Genomic DNA, 16,391 nt, shown 5'->3' with positions numbered 1-16,391 from the left:
ATATTAATTTTATATTTTTGTTAATTCAATTAATAATAATGTTCTTAATATTAAAATTACTCTTAAAATTTATTTCATACATGTGAAAATAAGTCTAATTATTTGCAAAATCAAAACTCATCATTATTCATCAAAAGAAACAGAACCATCTTTATTGAAATTATACAAATATCCATCAATAGTTATTGAATCAGTCTGCATTGAGCCATCATCATTCAAATAATAGTATTTATCATCTTTAAATAACCAGCCACGTCTCATGGTTCCAGAATAATTAATATAGTACCATTTATAATTATACTCCAACCATTCTCTAGATTTCATGCTTCCATTACCATTTAAATAATACCATTCGTCATTATATTTTAGCCAGCCTGTCTTCATACTTCCATCATAAGATAAATAATACCATTTTCCATTATCAAGCATCCAGCCTGTTTTCATCTGGCCATCTTTATTTAAATAATACCAGTTATTATTATACTTAACCCATCCTTTTCTCATAACACCATTACTGTCTAAATAATACCATTCATTTTCATATTTAACCCAGCCTGTCTGCATTATTCCTTTACTATTTAGATAATAATTATTTCCATCTGCTATAATCCAACCTGTTTTCATATTTCCACGATCATCAAAATAGAAATAACCATTATAGTTGGAATCATAAAACCATACATTCTTTAATGGATTTCCAAGACTATCATTATATCTCCATCTTCCATTTATTATAAACCATTGATTAGGCGTAATATATGGGTCTACATTAGGAGTTATGAATATTCCATAATAAATGTTTATAACATATGTTCCTTTTCTCTGTGTATCATTATCAATAACATCTATTGTTATTGGATATTTTCCAATTCCTTTGAATTTAATATTTAATACATCAGTATCTTCCAATACATTATTATTTACAAGTATAGTATCATTTTCATCCATTCTTGAAAACTCAAACTGAACAATTTGATTTTCTTCATCAATTTCCAGATTGTAAAATTTACTTTCACTTGCAAATCCTACGTTTTTATTGTCTATAGTAAAATCATCTAAATACACAGCATCTTTTCCTCCTCGGAAAACATATACTGTATATTCTGTCACATCAATATCTTTCTTTATTTCTTTTTCATCATCTGTAATGTTTCTTTTTTTATTTACGATTTTATAATTTTCATCATTTTCAAATTTTTTATTATTACTTACTTGAATAACTATTTTATTTTTACCTTTGTCCAATTTTATTGTCTGCTTATATTTTTCATCTTTCCCTACAACAGCTCCATTTATCCTAACAATGCTGTTTTCATCTTCAGGTCTTGCTTTAAGAGTAAGTTCTTCTATATTGCTTTCTACATCAACTATATAACTGTAGATATCTTTTGAAAAATCAATTTCTTCTCCTTCATCTAAATAAATCCCCTTAAGACCACTGCCTGTATTATTGCTCTGACCATAAACTGATTCTGGCATAGAATAAAATAATTCCACATATTCTGCAATAAAAACAAAACATATGATTAATACTATTATAGAAATACCTTTTATTTTTCTCATACAGTTTCTCCTCACAGTAAATTCTATTTTTATAGTACCATTACAAATAGACAATGTAAACTAATGAAAATTTAATTCTTCTTAAATTTTCATTAAAAAAAACTGCCATATTAATAAATCATTAAATATGGCAGTTTCCAAAATTATAAACTATTCAATTTTATATCTGTTTATAAATTATCTTATCCAAGCTCCGCTTGCACCTAATCTGTAACCATCAACAGTTGTGTTTGCAGCCATAGCTCCTGATGCTTGTAAATAATACCAAGTTCCGTTATCATTTAACCATCCAGTTTTCATAGCTCCTGATGATTGTAAGTAGTACCAAGTTCCGCTAAGGTTTAACCATCCTGTTTGCATTGCTCCTGATGCATTTAAGTAGTACCAAGTTCCATTAAGGTTTAGCCATCCTGTTTGCATTGCTCCCATTGTACCATTTGATACTGGATTTAAGTAATACCAATTTCCGTTAAGGTTTAACCATCCTGTATGCATGATTCCGTTAGCATTTAAATAATACCAAGTTGAACCATCTAATAACCATCCTGTAGCCTTAGTTCCATCAGCCTTAGTGTATGACCAAGTTCCATCTGAATTCTTAACCCATCCAGCTTTAACTGTTTCATCTTTTTTATCATCTGATTCTTTTCCAGCTACTGTAGCGTATATTTCATTATCAGTGTTCCAAACAACTATATCGTCTTGATCGTATACAGAAATCTTATCCATAGTTCTGTCAGTTGTGTATACAGTTTCTAACTTACCTTTAACTAACTTTTGGATTTCTCCTTTGTAAAGAACCCATACGTTTCCATCAACATCTATATCAAAAGCTGTTACTTTTGTTGTATCAAAATCATAATCTTCATCGTAAGAAACTCTGTTGATTCTATCTTGGATAGATGCATCTTCATCTCTGTTCTTAACTAAATCATATTTTTGAACTTCTAATGATCCTGTTGAACCTTCAATTGTGTATACTGAACCATTTACAACTCTTAATTTAGCATTTGTATTTGTTCCATTTAATACTTCAAGTAATCCTTTGTTATCTTCAGTTTTAGAATCATTTTCTATTAAATAGCTTGTTACGCTCTTTGGTAAATAAGCATCATCTTTAGTGTTTCCTTGAGCTTTGCTTATTTTTTGTAAGTATGTAGCAGTTGTTGCTTTATCATTTGTATTTTCTCCAGTTGGGGCTACAGTAACAGTTCTATATATGTAATCAGCATCAGCAAATACTACATCTCCAGCTGTAACAGTGTAACCTTGCTTCTTAGCATCATCTGCGTCATCTAAAGTTACTTTTGTTTTGTTATCATTTAAGTAATGAACTATGTTTAAAGTGTAATCAGCATCTACATATTTTCCTGCTGAATTTACAAATCCATTGAAAGTTTCTCCATCATTTTCAACAGTGTAGCTGTACCAAACTTCACCAAATGAATCTGCATTGATTGCATTATCAGTGTCTATTGTGAAAGTTCCACCTTTATATCTGTCAACTTTCTTTATTACTTGTGAGTTGAATCTTGTATTTAAGTAATCAACCTTATCACTTACTGTATCTTCTTCAACTTTTCCAGTTGATAAGTTGAATAATACTTCATCATCTGTAAAGTTAACGCTGTCTTTTCCATATTTTGTGTGTTCAAAATAGTCAACATCATCAATTTCTACATCTTTTGATCCATTTGAGTAATAGATACCATTGTCTTGAGAATCATCCTTGTATCCTTCATATATGTACTTACCACCATCAAATGCTTGTACTTGATCAATGTTTCCATCTTTAGTTGCTAATTTTGTAGCAGCACTTGCTGAAGTAGCTGGTGCTATTGAAGCAACAGCAGTAGCAGCAACTAATAATGCTGTTAATTTGTTCATTCTTTTTATCATATTCTTTCCTCCTGCGTTCTTCTATCTTTCCCAATATAAAGACTTAGCTTAATGTATAATTAACCCTTAATCAAGCCTTTATTGTCGGTTTTTGTATATTTTTCTATCGACAAGCCTATAATACCACACTTGTTTTAATTTGAAAATAGTTTTTGAATATATTTTAAATGTAATTAAAATTCCTCAAAAACCTTATTATTCCTATTTTTCTATAAAACTTTATAATAAAAATGAATTAAATGATTTATCATCCACTTTATACCACTATATTTTCCTATATTATTCATAAATGCAATTTATATCATTAAAATCAAAGACTATTAAATTCCAATATAAAGAACTCTTCTTAGACTATGTATTTCTACTTTTTTCAAATTATCTAAGATATTATCCAAAAAAGTAATTTTCTCATAGAATTAAAGGTAACTGTGCACGCTCACTTCATAGGTAACATTTCGGCTTTTTTATTTCCATTAACCAATTAGCATGGCCATGTTTCTGTTTTTTTAATTCCATGATTTTCTATATACCAAAAAAAGAATGTAATAGACTTATTAAAAAATCTACTACATTCTCTTGAATTTTTTTACTATATTTAGTTTTCAGTTATTACTTAATCCAAGCTCCGCTGCTTCCCAATCTGTATCCATTAATTGTAGTGTTAGAAAGCATTGCTCCTGAAGAATTCAAATAATACCATGTTCCATTGTCATTAAGCCATCCTGTTTTCATAGCTCCTGATGACTGCATATAGTACCATGTTCCATTATCATTTACCCAGCCTGTTCTCATTGCTCCTGATGGCTGCATATAATACCATGTTCCATTATCATTTACCCAGCCTGTTTTCATGATTCCAGTTGCTAAATCTAAATAATACCATGTTCCATTATCATTAAGCCATCCTGTTTTCTTAGTTCCTGAAGCTTCATTGTAAGTCCAGTTTCCAGTAGAAGTGTCTTTTACCCATCCAACAGTTACATTTCCAGAAGGATTGCTTCCATTTTGGTTTCCGCCATTATTTGCATTATTGTTTGAATTACCATTGTTATTATTATTGTTATTATTATTATTAGCATTGTTGTTTCCATTATCTTCAACAACATCAGTATCAGTCTTCTTTTCATTTCCACCAACTATGCTGTATATCTTTTCATCTTCATTCCATACTACTAAATTATCCTTATTATATACAGAGAAATTAGTGTATTCATCATCTAAATCATATACTTTTTCAAAATCTTCTTTGTTGTCAAATTTACGTATATAATCTTTAGTCAATACCCATATGTTTCCGTCAACATCAATATCAACACATTCTTTTCCACCTTCAAATTTGGCAGTATCAGAATTTTCTACATCGATATAAGAATTTGAGCTCTTTGTATTAAGGCTTATTACAGCTGCTTCCACTGAACTGCTGCCTATTTTATAATTTATCAATTTTCCATTAGCAACTGTAAATGAATCCGTATCAGAATTTAGAAGGTCAACTTTCTTTCCTTCTTTGTCACCTAATATATAATTTGTTACATTCTTAGAATATCTTATTCCATCAATCTTTTTAGAATTATGTCCTTTAGAAATAACCTGAATAACATTAAAGCTGACAGATGCACCATCATTACTTAAAGTAAATGCTGTTGTAGAATCTGTAATGTCCAATCCATTAACAGATTTTATTGTAGTTCCTGATGCCCCTGTTTTAACAGTAATCTTAGCTAATCTGTATATATTGTCCTTATCCTGCGCTATTGTCTTGCTGTCTGTAACCTTTGCTGTAACTGTATCTTCCTTATCATTTGTATTGTTTAAAGTTACATTTTTGCCGCTGCTTAATTTAACTTTAACTTTTCCTAAGTTATAATCTGCATCTATATATTTTCCATCTTTATCTGTATAAACAGTTAATTCTTTTTCTCCACCGTTTATATTTTCACTTACTTCTTTTACCTTATAAGATGTTTCATACCAGTCATCATTAAACTTTGCATTAGGAATGGCCTTGACTTCCTTAATTTCCTTTGCATCACTTTCATCAAATCTTCCATCATTATCTGATTTAACACTGCTTCTTAAATTTACTGCTGCTTTATCTGTTTCTGTTTCTTCAATCTTTTCTTCTTTGACTTTTCCGCTTTCTAAGTCAACATAATAATCTCCATCTTCAACTACAAGATACTTGCTGCCATAAATTTTTATTGTGTCATCTGCATCAATATCTTTCAATTCATTATAACTTCCATTACTGAAATAATATGCACTTTCATCTTTGCTTTTTGGTTCTCCAGCAATATAAAATTTTCCATCTTTATATGCTGCTGCTCTGTATATTGTTCCTTTTGTAGATTTTATTTCTTTTTCTGCAGCAAATGACCCTGTTGGGAACATTGAAACTACAGATGCTGCTGCTATTACACATGCAGTAATTTTGTTTCTATTCATTATAATCTCCCCCAAATTTTCTATAAAATATTAAATTTGTTTTTTATAAAAGCTAAAAATCTTAACTCTATAAAGCAACAATTATAAAACAGTAAGCAAAGAAATCTCGCAAATATTATTGCTTTAATTTACAATTTATAATTGAAGCATATATTATTATCGTAAAAAATATCATAAGTTTAATGTTTTTATAAATTTAGCACAATATATTCCAATATACAATGAATGGTGAAATCTTTTCAAGATTTAATTATTATCTAAATTTTATTATTGAAATATATATTGTAAAATCAAAATTACATTTAAAGTTTATCTGATATATACAAAAATACCAAAAAATCTTGTAAAGATTCTATCTATTGCCAATCATCCATGACATTAAAGCTTCAACATCTTTCCATCAAATCCAAGTATATTTCCTTCAACAATAGTGTGGCTTAACATTTCACCATTAGAACTAAAGTAATACCAGTCTCCATTGATTTGCTGCCACTTTGTTTTCATTTCTCCATTGTCTCCAAAGTAATACCATTTGTTGTTTATTTCCTTCCAGCCTGTAACCATGAATCCACTTTCATCCATGAAATACCATTTAGAACCCAACTCAAGCCATCCCACATGGTTTTTTCCGCCTTCTTCAACATAATTCCATCTACCACTGCTGCTTTCTACCCAGCCTTTCTTTTCATCATCTTTATTAGTATCTTCAGATGTCTTATCTGATGAAGTACTTTTATCAACTTTTACAGAATCACTTTTTTCTGCTTCTGCTTTTGAACTGTCAGCATTATTTGTGCTTTGTGCTGCATCAGACTTTGACTCAGCATTTCCTTCTTTTTCAGAATTTTTTTGTTCTGCTGTTGTAGTCGTTGCAGCTACATCCTTCTCATTATTCTTACTATTGTCTGTTTTGTCAGTTTTATCGTTTTTCTCATTATCACTGGAATTGACTTGGGTATTTTCATTTTTATCTGCTGTCTCTGCTGCAGAACTATCCTGTGATTCAGCCTTCTGTGATAATTCTGAATCTTCTGAGGTACTTTCTACTGTTTTAACATCTGCTGATTGAGATTTGACTGTCTTTCCTCCAATTGTAGAATAAATTTTGCCTTCTTTATTCCATACTGCAATATTTTTATTATCATATGCTGATAAATCGGTATACTGGTTATCTAATTCATAAACCTGTTCAAAACCTTTATTAGTATTAAATTCATACAAATTTTTGCCACTTAATGCCCATAGGTTTCCAGAAGCATCTAAATCTATAGATGATTTTCCTTTATTCACTTTTAATGATACAGTTGATTTCTTTTCTATATATGAATAAGCTCCTTTACTCTTTAATTCTATAACTTCAGCCTGTAAAGTAACTTGATTGCATGAATAATTTATAAGTTTTCCATTACTTAATGAAAATCCATCTTTAGTATTATTTAATAACGCTGTAGATTGTCCAGAACTGTTTCCTAATACATAATTAATTACTTTCTTTGAATATTTAATTCCACCAGTCCTTTCAGCTGCTGCTTCTTTTGATATTGACTGAATAACATCTACAACTATGCTTGTACCATTATCTCCAATTTGGAATACACAATTTCCAGTATTAACATCTATTCCATTTACAGATTTTATCCCAACACCTACTTCATCACATTTCAATGTTATTTCTGCAAGTCTGTATATATTTTTAGAATCCTGTCCAATAACTTCTGTTCTTGCTATTGCTGCTCTTGTTTCTTCTACTTTGTCATGAGTATTTTTTATTTCAGCAGTCTTTCCATTCGTAAGCTGTACCTTTATACTTCCAATACTATAATCTGCATCAATATAATTTCCTTTGCTGTCACTATAAACAACGCTGTCATCTGCTCCATTATTGATGCTGGTACTTGTTTCTTTTACACTGTATCTGCTTTCATACCATCCTTCAGAAAATTTATTTTTAGGAAGTTCTGTTAAAGTTCTAACATTGTTCAGTTCTTCTTTTCTATACCTATCAATATTGTCATTTTTTAAATTTTCATTTAATTTGATTGCTGCATCATTACTTTCTTTTTTCTTTAATCCAGAACTGCTTAAAGTTCCATTAGACATATCTAAATAATAATCTCCACCATGAATCTCAACATATTTTGATCCATAATTAGAAATATCAATATTATCAGCAACATTCTTCAAATTTGAATACGTTCCATCTTTTAAATAACATGCAGAACTTCCCCTGCCCTCTATGTTTCCTTCTATATAAAAACTTCCATCTTTATATGCTGATGCATTATTTATTTCTCCACTCTGGGCTGCTGTTCCTTTTAAAACTTCTGCATTAACTTCTACTGCTGAGAAAAAAGCTAATGATTGGATTGCAAGTAAAAATGCCATTATCTTTTTATTTTTCCTTATCATTACTAAATTCCTCCTAAAATCTTTTTATGTTTCATTTCTATATTATAACACATTATGTCTATATATATTAATTCAGTAAAATCATAACAACTTTTTAACATATTTTCTATGGGATTATTTTGAAAATAATGATTTGTGTGATAATATAATATATACAAAGTATTTTCATTGAAAAAGGGGTTTTAATATGAATTTCAAAAAATTTGTAACAAAATTTGCTCTATTTTCTTCTTTAACATCTTCAGTTTTAACTTGTCTTCCTGCATATGCTGTAACACCTCATGCTGAAATTCCAATGGTAGGAGATTTTAAATGGGTTAAAGAAGACGGATCATTTGCCAAAAGTGAATGGATCTATACTACAAAAACTGATAAAAATGGAAATAGAATTTCTGGCTGGATGTACTTTGGACAAGATGAAAATGTAAAAGATGGATGGTTTAAAGAAAAAGGTCAATGGTATTATGCAAAAAAAGAAGCTGATCCAGATTCTCATCTAAATGATACTTATTTCATATTAATTAACAGCTTTGCACCTAATAAGGCAGGTAATTTAGTCTACTATGTTGATGGAAATGGTGCTTTAGTCAAAAATAAATGGGAATTAGTCGATGGAACATGGTACTACTTTGGTCCTGATGGCGAATATTTAAAAAACACATATGTTGATGGATATAAACTTGATATGTATGGACGTATGGTTTAAAACATATTAATTATTCTTTAAAATATAATGAAACAGCAGACTTTAAGATTCTATTTAAGTCTGCTGCTTTATTTTTAATTATGATTCATCATCAAAACTGTACCTAATATAATTCTGATTAAATAAAATCTAATTATAGAGCATAAAATTCACTTCAAAATATTTTTAACAACTTCAAATACAGTCAACTTGTAAACATTTCTTCCCTCATTGTAAATTGTCAATTATACATTATATATTGCTCTTCATCTTTATAATACAGTCTTTCCTATAAAAAGATATTCCATATTTTATTATATCCTCATATCCTTCTTCATTAAGTTCTTCCTCATATTTCTTTTCTTCTATCTGTTTTAATGCATCATCGCACTTTGTAAATATCTCTTTAGGCTTGTCACATACCTTTAATTCTATAATTACTGCTCTTTCAAATATGGATAATGGCTTTATATAGATGTCACTTCGTCCACTTCCACATTCTCTATTTGATTTTACAATATATCCTTCCATTCCTGATAAAATTCCAACCAAAAATCCATGATAGAAATTTTCATATGCATCATTAAAACTTATAGTTTTTCTCAAAAGTCTGTTTACTTCCTTTTGAAAAACTTCAACATTTCCATTAATAACTGATGTATATAAAACTGATCTGTTTTCTTCCTTTATTTTTGCATTAAACCACTTTAAAATTTTCTGCCTGAATATATATTTAACTTCCTTATTAGGTATTTTGAGCTCCAAATATTTTTCAGTCGTTTTTTCATCAATTCTTTGATTAATCATTTTAAAATAGCCTGTAAAAAACATGAAGTTGTAGAGATTATCCATACTGTCATAAATCTCATCATATGTTATATCTTCATGAACAGGTTTTTCTATTGTTTTTCCTTCTATCAAAGTTTCAATTTCTTTTTTGGCAATATCATCTGCTCTTTCTATAAGGGTTTTTACAATACTGTTTGAACTTGTATTTGCCCAGTATGATGATGGAAATTGATTTATATTTTCCTTTAAATCATCTACATACTGAACCACACTCCATGGATTATAAACATTAGTATTTCCAAAAATATACCCATTATACCATTCTTTAATTGTTTCATATTTAAATTCAATCTTATAATCAGCACACATTTTTTCAACTTCTTCATTGGTAAAACCAAAATATTCATCATATCTGTCATTTAATATTGATATTATTTTTAAATTATTTAACCCTGTAAATATACTTTCTTTTGAAATCCTCAAACAGCCTGTAATTACTGCAAATTCAAGAGAAGAATTTGTTTTAAGTGATGATTCAAAAATTGCTCGAAGAAAACTTACCATTTCCTTATAAAATCCTTCAAAAAATGAATTTTCAAGGGGTACATCATACTCATCTATAAGAATAATTACTTTCTTTTTATAATACTTTTCAAGACACTGACTTAAAAACTTAATTGAATCACTATAATCTGATATACTTCCTTCAAGTTTTAATATCTTTAAATATCTATCCTTCTGATCTTCTAATTTCTTATCCTGCAATATAAATTTATGTCTTTCATACTCATATGAAATAATTTTTTTCAATTCTTCAAAAGATCTTTCAAAAGTAAGCTGCTTTCCACTTTTTAAAGAAAGAGTTATAACCGGATATTTTCCCATACATGAAGTGTAACATTCACCTTCCCTCATTATATTTAAACCTTCAAATAAATATTTGTTATCCTTCTTTTCTCCGCTGAATTCATCTCTCATATCTTCAAAAAAGTACTGAAGCATACTCATATTTAATGTTTTTCCAAATCTTCTTGGCCTTGTAAATAAGCTAACATCAGCTTTATTATCCAAAAGATCTCTTATTAAAAGTGTTTTATCTACATAATAATATTTATTTTTTATAAGCTTTTCAAAATTATCTATTCCTATTGGCAGTGGTTTTCTTTCCATATTTCAATAACCCCTTCTAATTGATAATTGCATATATAATTATATCCTACATCCTCTGTTCTTAAAATAAAAAACATTCTCAGGTTTTTAAAAATAATCAAGTTAATTTTTCCACTTTTTATATGTTTCACATATATCTATTATGTAAACAGGATGTTCAAACTGCTCAGCGCAAAGAACATCAAAAACTTTAGAATTTTTAGGAGGTAATGTTTTATGGCAGTTAACAAAATCCCAGAAAGTGCAAGTTTTTCAATTGAAGTAAGAAAGGGTACAGACTCATCAGGAAATCCTACTTACAGCAAAAAATCATTTTCTAATGTAAAGGAAAATGCAGATCCTGAAAAAGTTCTTGCTGTAGCTGATGCTATTAAAGCTGTCCTTGCCAGCGAAACAAAAAACTGTTATTTAACTGTTTCTGATCAGTTAATACAAGCATAATATAATACCTTTAATATACATGCAATAAATATATATCTGCAGTATTAAAACTGCATTTATAATTTATCTAATGCATGTATATTACCAAAGAAATCTTATAAAGATTTCACTCTAAATCACCTAATTGTAGTTGCATAGCCATACTAATTTCCAAAGAAATCTTGTAAAGATTTCACCCTTCATTGTAAATTGTCAATTGTACATTGTACATTGCAATATATATGAAAAATATTATTTTAAGGAGGACTTATCATGGAATATATTTTAACATTAACATTTTTAACTGAAACAGGTACAAAAAGTTCATTAACTATAAATGGAGTAAAAGATTCAATTACTCAAGATGAAGCCAATTCACTTATGGACACTATAATAACTAACGATATCTTCACTTCAAAAGGCGGCTCTTTTGTAGGTAAATCTGAAGCCAAGCTTACAGAAAGAAAAATCACAAAATATGAAATATAGGATTAAACAGACTCCCTTTAGCTATTGATAATATTCACATAAAACGTATTACACATTAAACAAATTAAGCTGCTGCATAAAGATTAAGTTATACTATATCTAATTCATAATTCCAGCAATAATATTAAGGCATAGTAATTATAATTTTTTAATGCAGCAGCTTTTAATGCTTAATAAATTAATATATATTCAAACAATAAACTTATATAATGATTAAAGAGATCCTAAAAAGATTTTATTTATCATTGTCAATTGTCCAATGTCCATTGAAATATTTATATAAAATACACAGCCTATTATACAATTCTTTATGCCCATCCTAAAAGTTTCTTTTCAAGATCATCATAATCATATTCCCTTGGCTTAAAATTATTAAATGAAAATGAATTAGATCCACACTTGTCACTATAATTTCCTTCAAAAACCTTGATAAAATTATTAGGTTTTATAAACCAGTCAAAAGTTATTGCCCATCCTCTATCATTCTGACCTTTTAAAAAACTGGATTTTTCAATATTGCCTATTGCTTTCATGACATTTCTACTTCCATGTTCATTTATTCTTGCTTTAAGCATTTTCCTTCTATTATTTTTTATACAAGTTATATTGGATATTCCTAAATGATTCCACTTTTCTATAATTTCATTCAAATCACATTCTCCTGAATTTTCAGCTTCTCCATGTTGAAGTTTTTTGACATTTCCATGTTCTAAATATTCACATTCCTTATCTTCTATAATTTTTTCTGATTCATGTTTTTCTAATTCATATTTTTCACATTCTAACAGTTTATTTTTGTCCATTATATCAACTGTTCCTGTTCCATAATTTACAGAATGTTTTTCCTCAATTTCATGTTTACTTTCATCCATTATGTCAACTGTATCCAAAATACTCATATCTGTCTTTAATACACAATCATCATATTTTTCAGAATTTCTCTCTTTTAACTTATCTTTATCTATATTATTCTTATCTATACTAACCTTATCTAATTTATTCTGGGTTTCCAGAATGGATTCATCTGGTATACCAATGGCATCCACCACATCTGTACCTGCACAGCCACAAGCTTGACTTTCTCGTCCAGCTGCCATAAAATCTTGTACATTCCTAAATGTGTCTCCATAATTACAGCAATCTTTATCTCCACATTCTTCAGTCATATCTTTATATTTTATTTCATCATCTTTAAATCTGATATCTTTTAAATCATCATTTAAAATTTTGTACATTTTATTTTCTGTAACAGTGAGCATTTTAAATTCATCCTTATATACTGTAGGCTTGTACCTGTCAGCTCTTATATAATTGTGAAGTTTCCAATGTTTTATTACACATATACCATTTTCAAACATTATAAGAAAATCAGATGAAATAAGAAGTTCAAAATCCTTCCTGGCTGCTCCTATCATTCTTATTATCTTCTGGGAATTATTTAGAAATCCATCATCATCTGCGTTTGAAATGAGATGTATATACAATGCCTGTGTTGTAAGAGGCATATCCAAAAATTTATCGGAATCTAGTATCGTCCTTGAAATCATCCTTCTATCTGCCATAGTAATTTTCCCCCTTTTCACAATTAGAAGCTTGTTCTGATTTTCTCACCTTACTGACTGCTTCTTTGTATTTTAATCCTTTCATATATAATTTACATACTTCATTTGCTTCTTCTTTTGTCAGATTATCTTTAGCCTGAGCATATAAATATATAACATTCATAAAAATTATTTCCTCTCTTAAATCCTTTTTAATCATATAACTAACATCACACAAAAAAATTATTATACATATTACACTATTAAAATTACGTTTAAAATTTATCGCATACATGTAAAACGATCAAAGAAACCTTGTAAAAATTCTATCAAAAAATTTTCAATCATCAATTATTCATTGTAGATTGTATATAACCATAAAAAACAGAATATTTCTCTCCCTTTCATATTTTCATATATTAATATTTTGTCATCAAAATTTCATAATTACTTTCAGACTTATTAAGAATAAATATCTAGGATTTCTCATCATTAAGAATTCTATTTATTATATATTCCTGGCCTTTTGGAGTTACTCTGGTTGTTTTAAATGGAAAAGTATACTTTCCATTCTGAGCAACACCATTAATGACAACAAAAAATCCCCTGTTTATTCCACATTGTTTAGGCTCTGTAGAATTCTTAAATATAAATCCCCATTCTCTTAAAATATTCCATAGCTTCTTTTCTCCAATGATTATTCCATATCTTGAAGCTGATTTTGCCACTTCTCTTACAAGTTTGTTTTCACAGCTTTCTATATCAGCATGCAATTTTACTTCACCGCCTTTCCTGCCAATTTATTAAGAACCATTCATTAAATACTTCATTAAATTTCTATAAATTAGTTTTTCAATAAAATTTAATAAAAAATTTCTTTTGGATTTCTTATATTTAATATTTCAATAAGATTAATGATTTCTTCAACATTAAACTCTACCTTTCCATTAATTTTAGCTTTTAAAATGTTTTCATTAACTTTAAGCATTTTTGAAAGCTCTTCCACACTATATTCACTTGTAAATATAACCCTATTAATTCTCTCTAAATTCATATCAATATCCTCCATTCATTTTTAACACTAATTTTATACTTTTTATATTACGTGGTATCCATATTATTATTTGGGATAAATTCATGATACCATCCCCAGTTTTTGTTTTCAACCTTTTTTTGTTATTTTTTCTATTTTATTCTATTTAATATTGATTTTACATTTTTTTACTTTATAATATAAATATACCTATTAATAAAATATATATTTCAAAGGACAATGAACAATTGGTAATGGACAATTTATAAAGAAATCTTTATACTATCTCCTTAATTATTGAGGATTTTTTATTAAAATGTTTACTATTGTCTAGTTTTATTATTAAAGCATATATAAAAGCTATATTTTATAAAGAGTATTAATTGAGGTAGTAAAAATTATGAGTAGAAATAAAAAGATGCAGGAAATAATGGAAAGAGTAAAAAAAAGACGTAACGAACTAAACTTATCATTTGAAGATCTTTCTAAACGAACAGGTTTTGGAAAATCTACACTTCAAAGATATGAAACAGGTTTAATAAACAGCATGCCCATTAACAGATTTGAATTATTAGCAGAAGGTCTTGAAATAGAACCTTATAAACTCATGGGATGGGATGAAGAATATCTACTTTCTCAAGATCAAAAAGATGAAGCATATGCAGATATAGTAGATCTACATAATATATTTTTGAAATTAAATGAATGTGGCAGAAAAAGAGTTCTAGGCTATATTTTTGATATTGCTTCTATAGATAAATATTTATTATCTAACGAACAAAACTCTGATAATACAATAGATACTGAAAATATTAAAAAACATATCTGTTATGACAGCAATAGTAACTCCTTAAGCAATGCTGAACATGACAATAATAATAAATTGACTTCTATGTTTACAACTGTAGCAGCACATAATGATGATATTGATAATAAAGATGAAACTGCACTTGATGAAATGTTTATGAAAGCAATAATAAAAGATAAAAATAAATAGAATTTTAATTTATGTTGAAGGGAATGAATCAATGTTACATCTAAATCCAGACTCAAATTTATCTGATTTCGAGTTATTAACTATAAAATTGGAAAAGGAAGGTGCCAAAGTTCTTGAATTAGACTATAGGGCTGATGTAGAATATGGCAAATATGCTGATGGATATATTGGAATAAACAGAAACCTTGCTGATAATATAAAATATGAAATACTGGCTGAAGAAGCAGGACATCACAGGACAACTTATGGAGATATAACTGACCTTACAGATATAAAGAATCGTAAACTAGAAGATAAAGCCAGACGTGAAGGATATAATATACTTCTAAAACCTGATGACCTCTTAATTCCTCTTATTAATGGAGCACGTAATGCTCATGAATTTTCAGAATATCTGAACCACTCAGAAAAAAAGCTATTAGAAATCTTTCAGTATTGGAAAAAAATATATGGTCTTGGAATCTATATAGGTGATTACTATTTAAATCTTGCACAATTATAATAATTTAGAGTCAATTTATATTTTCTAGACGTATATTTATTTTGACAGCTTCACACATATTTCAATTGACGATAGATAATGAACTTTTGGCAATTGATGATGAATTCTTTTCAAGATTTCTTTGATTATTATTTAAAATTTTCATACCAAGATAAATATGAAAAGTAAATCAACAACTTCTAAAAGATTTTTTGATATTTTTTATATGTATCAGATAAATCTAAAATGTAATTTTAATCTTACAACACATATTATAACCAAATATTTCAAAAACAGAATTTCTCTCCTGAAATTTAGGAGGGAAACCCAACTCATGAATTATGAATATATTGAAAAATTAGTTGAATATTCAAAAGATGGACATACTGAATCAAAAGAACAACTGATTAAAGAATTTACCCCTTATATATTGAATCTGTGTAAAAAGACATTTATTCATGGATATGACT

Annotated in this window: 14 protein-coding genes; 5 read left to right on the top strand and 9 right to left on the bottom strand. The window is 28.3% G+C overall.

Going from position 1 to position 16,391, the window contains the following annotated elements:
- Positions 1-123: 123 nt before the first annotated feature.
- The 4 genes from Q0F58_RS04440 to Q0F58_RS04425 all read right to left on the bottom strand — a co-directional run bounded on the left by Q0F58_RS04440 (position 124) and on the right by Q0F58_RS04425 (position 8,316).
- Entirely contained in the window at positions 124-1,563 is a 1,440-nt protein-coding gene (locus tag Q0F58_RS04440; RefSeq protein ID WP_294373035.1) for a cadherin-like beta sandwich domain-containing protein, read from the bottom strand.
- Positions 1,564-1,740: 177 nt separating this feature from the next.
- Positions 1,741-3,462: an N-acetylmuramoyl-L-alanine amidase family protein gene (locus Q0F58_RS04435; RefSeq protein WP_294373033.1), complete on the bottom strand. Its 1,722-nt coding sequence runs from the start codon at positions 3,460-3,462 to the stop codon at positions 1,741-1,743.
- Positions 3,463-4,071: 609 nt separating this feature from the next.
- Positions 4,072-5,907, bottom strand: coding sequence for an N-acetylmuramoyl-L-alanine amidase family protein (locus Q0F58_RS04430; RefSeq protein ID WP_294373032.1), 1,836 nt, complete (start codon positions 5,905-5,907; stop codon positions 4,072-4,074).
- A gap of 378 nt (positions 5,908-6,285) precedes the next feature.
- A complete protein-coding gene (locus tag Q0F58_RS04425) occupies positions 6,286-8,316 on the bottom strand; it encodes an N-acetylmuramoyl-L-alanine amidase family protein (RefSeq protein ID WP_294373030.1) in 2,031 nt (676 codons plus the stop codon).
- A gap of 187 nt (positions 8,317-8,503) precedes the next feature.
- Here Q0F58_RS04425 and Q0F58_RS04420 point away from each other — a divergent pair, with 187 nt between their 5' ends.
- Positions 8,504-9,022, top strand: a complete 519-nt coding sequence (locus Q0F58_RS04420; RefSeq protein ID WP_294373027.1) for a hypothetical protein — start codon at positions 8,504-8,506, stop codon at positions 9,020-9,022.
- Positions 9,023-9,253: 231 nt separating this feature from the next.
- Here Q0F58_RS04420 and Q0F58_RS04415 read toward each other — a convergent pair whose 3' ends face one another.
- Positions 9,254-10,960: an AAA family ATPase gene (locus Q0F58_RS04415; RefSeq protein WP_294373025.1), complete on the bottom strand. Its 1,707-nt coding sequence runs from the start codon at positions 10,958-10,960 to the stop codon at positions 9,254-9,256.
- A 216-nt stretch (positions 10,961-11,176) separates the two neighbouring features.
- On the opposite strand from Q0F58_RS04415, the gene Q0F58_RS04410 reads away from it, so the two are divergent.
- Positions 11,177-11,401, top strand: a complete 225-nt coding sequence (locus tag Q0F58_RS04410; protein ID WP_294373023.1) for a DUF1659 domain-containing protein — start codon at positions 11,177-11,179, stop codon at positions 11,399-11,401.
- A 252-nt stretch (positions 11,402-11,653) separates the two neighbouring features.
- Complete coding sequence (locus Q0F58_RS04405) at positions 11,654-11,869, top strand: DUF2922 domain-containing protein (RefSeq protein ID WP_294373022.1); 216 nt, start codon at positions 11,654-11,656, stop codon at positions 11,867-11,869.
- 308 nt (positions 11,870-12,177) lie between these two features.
- Here Q0F58_RS04405 and Q0F58_RS04400 read toward each other — a convergent pair whose 3' ends face one another.
- The 4 genes from Q0F58_RS04400 to Q0F58_RS04385 all read right to left on the bottom strand — a co-directional run bounded on the left by Q0F58_RS04400 (position 12,178) and on the right by Q0F58_RS04385 (position 14,464).
- Positions 12,178-13,431 carry a DNA replication protein gene (locus Q0F58_RS04400; RefSeq protein WP_294373020.1) on the bottom strand — a complete coding sequence of 418 codons (1,254 nt, stop codon included), beginning with the start codon at positions 13,429-13,431 and terminating at the stop codon, positions 12,178-12,180.
- The gene (locus Q0F58_RS04395; RefSeq protein ID WP_294373019.1) at positions 13,421-13,594 is read right to left on the bottom strand and encodes a hypothetical protein; all 174 of its coding nucleotides are present in this window, start codon (positions 13,592-13,594) and stop codon (positions 13,421-13,423) included. The genes Q0F58_RS04400 and Q0F58_RS04395 overlap by 11 nt, the downstream gene beginning before the upstream one ends.
- A 292-nt stretch (positions 13,595-13,886) precedes the next feature.
- On the bottom strand, positions 13,887-14,183 hold the full coding sequence (locus tag Q0F58_RS04390) for a phage antirepressor KilAC domain-containing protein (protein ID WP_294373017.1): 297 nt from the start codon (positions 14,181-14,183) through the stop codon (positions 13,887-13,889).
- An 89-nt stretch (positions 14,184-14,272) separates the two neighbouring features.
- Positions 14,273-14,464: a DUF739 domain-containing protein gene (locus tag Q0F58_RS04385; protein ID WP_294373015.1), complete on the bottom strand. Its 192-nt coding sequence runs from the start codon at positions 14,462-14,464 to the stop codon at positions 14,273-14,275.
- A 379-nt stretch (positions 14,465-14,843) separates the two neighbouring features.
- Here Q0F58_RS04385 and Q0F58_RS04380 point away from each other — a divergent pair, with 379 nt between their 5' ends.
- Positions 14,844-15,440 (top strand): helix-turn-helix domain-containing protein, encoded by a 597-nt coding sequence (locus tag Q0F58_RS04380; protein ID WP_294373013.1) that lies wholly within the window; start codon positions 14,844-14,846, stop codon positions 15,438-15,440.
- 31 nt (positions 15,441-15,471) lie between these two features.
- Positions 15,472-15,942, top strand: a complete 471-nt coding sequence (locus tag Q0F58_RS04375; protein WP_294373011.1) for a hypothetical protein — start codon at positions 15,472-15,474, stop codon at positions 15,940-15,942.
- The last annotated feature ends 449 nt before the right edge of the window (positions 15,943-16,391 follow it).

Origin of the sequence: uncultured Clostridium sp. (assembly GCF_934754915.1) — a bacterium.
Classification (GTDB): domain Bacteria; phylum Bacillota; class Clostridia; order Clostridiales; family Clostridiaceae; genus Clostridium.
The sequence above is the reverse complement of the archived record's forward strand: the minus strand, read 5'-3'. Positions and strand labels throughout refer to the sequence as shown.

What these genes read in the sequence shown, in the direction of transcription:
- Q0F58_RS04385 (WP_294373015.1), bottom strand. Translation starts at nt 14,464, where the DNA reads ATGAATTTAGAGAGAATTAATAGGGTTATATTTACAAGTGAATATAGT.
- Q0F58_RS04395 (WP_294373019.1), bottom strand. Translation starts at nt 13,594, where the DNA reads ATGAATGTTATATATTTATATGCTCAGGCTAAAGATAATCTGACAAAA.
- Q0F58_RS04440 (WP_294373035.1), bottom strand. Translation starts at nt 1,563, where the DNA reads ATGAGAAAAATAAAAGGTATTTCTATAATAGTATTAATCATATGTTTT.
- Q0F58_RS04435 (WP_294373033.1), bottom strand. Translation starts at nt 3,462, where the DNA reads ATGATAAAAAGAATGAACAAATTAACAGCATTATTAGTTGCTGCTACT.
- Q0F58_RS04375 (WP_294373011.1), top strand. Translation starts at nt 15,472, where the DNA reads ATGTTACATCTAAATCCAGACTCAAATTTATCTGATTTCGAGTTATTA.
- Q0F58_RS04415 (WP_294373025.1), bottom strand. Translation starts at nt 10,960, where the DNA reads ATGGAAAGAAAACCACTGCCAATAGGAATAGATAATTTTGAAAAGCTT.
- Q0F58_RS04400 (WP_294373020.1), bottom strand. Translation starts at nt 13,431, where the DNA reads ATGGCAGATAGAAGGATGATTTCAAGGACGATACTAGATTCCGATAAA.
- Q0F58_RS04410 (WP_294373023.1), top strand. Translation starts at nt 11,177, where the DNA reads ATGGCAGTTAACAAAATCCCAGAAAGTGCAAGTTTTTCAATTGAAGTA.
- Q0F58_RS04380 (WP_294373013.1), top strand. Translation starts at nt 14,844, where the DNA reads ATGAGTAGAAATAAAAAGATGCAGGAAATAATGGAAAGAGTAAAAAAA.
- Q0F58_RS04425 (WP_294373030.1), bottom strand. Translation starts at nt 8,316, where the DNA reads ATGATAAGGAAAAATAAAAAGATAATGGCATTTTTACTTGCAATCCAA.
- Q0F58_RS04430 (WP_294373032.1), bottom strand. Translation starts at nt 5,907, where the DNA reads ATGAATAGAAACAAAATTACTGCATGTGTAATAGCAGCAGCATCTGTA.
- Q0F58_RS04405 (WP_294373022.1), top strand. Translation starts at nt 11,654, where the DNA reads ATGGAATATATTTTAACATTAACATTTTTAACTGAAACAGGTACAAAA.
- Q0F58_RS04420 (WP_294373027.1), top strand. Translation starts at nt 8,504, where the DNA reads ATGAATTTCAAAAAATTTGTAACAAAATTTGCTCTATTTTCTTCTTTA.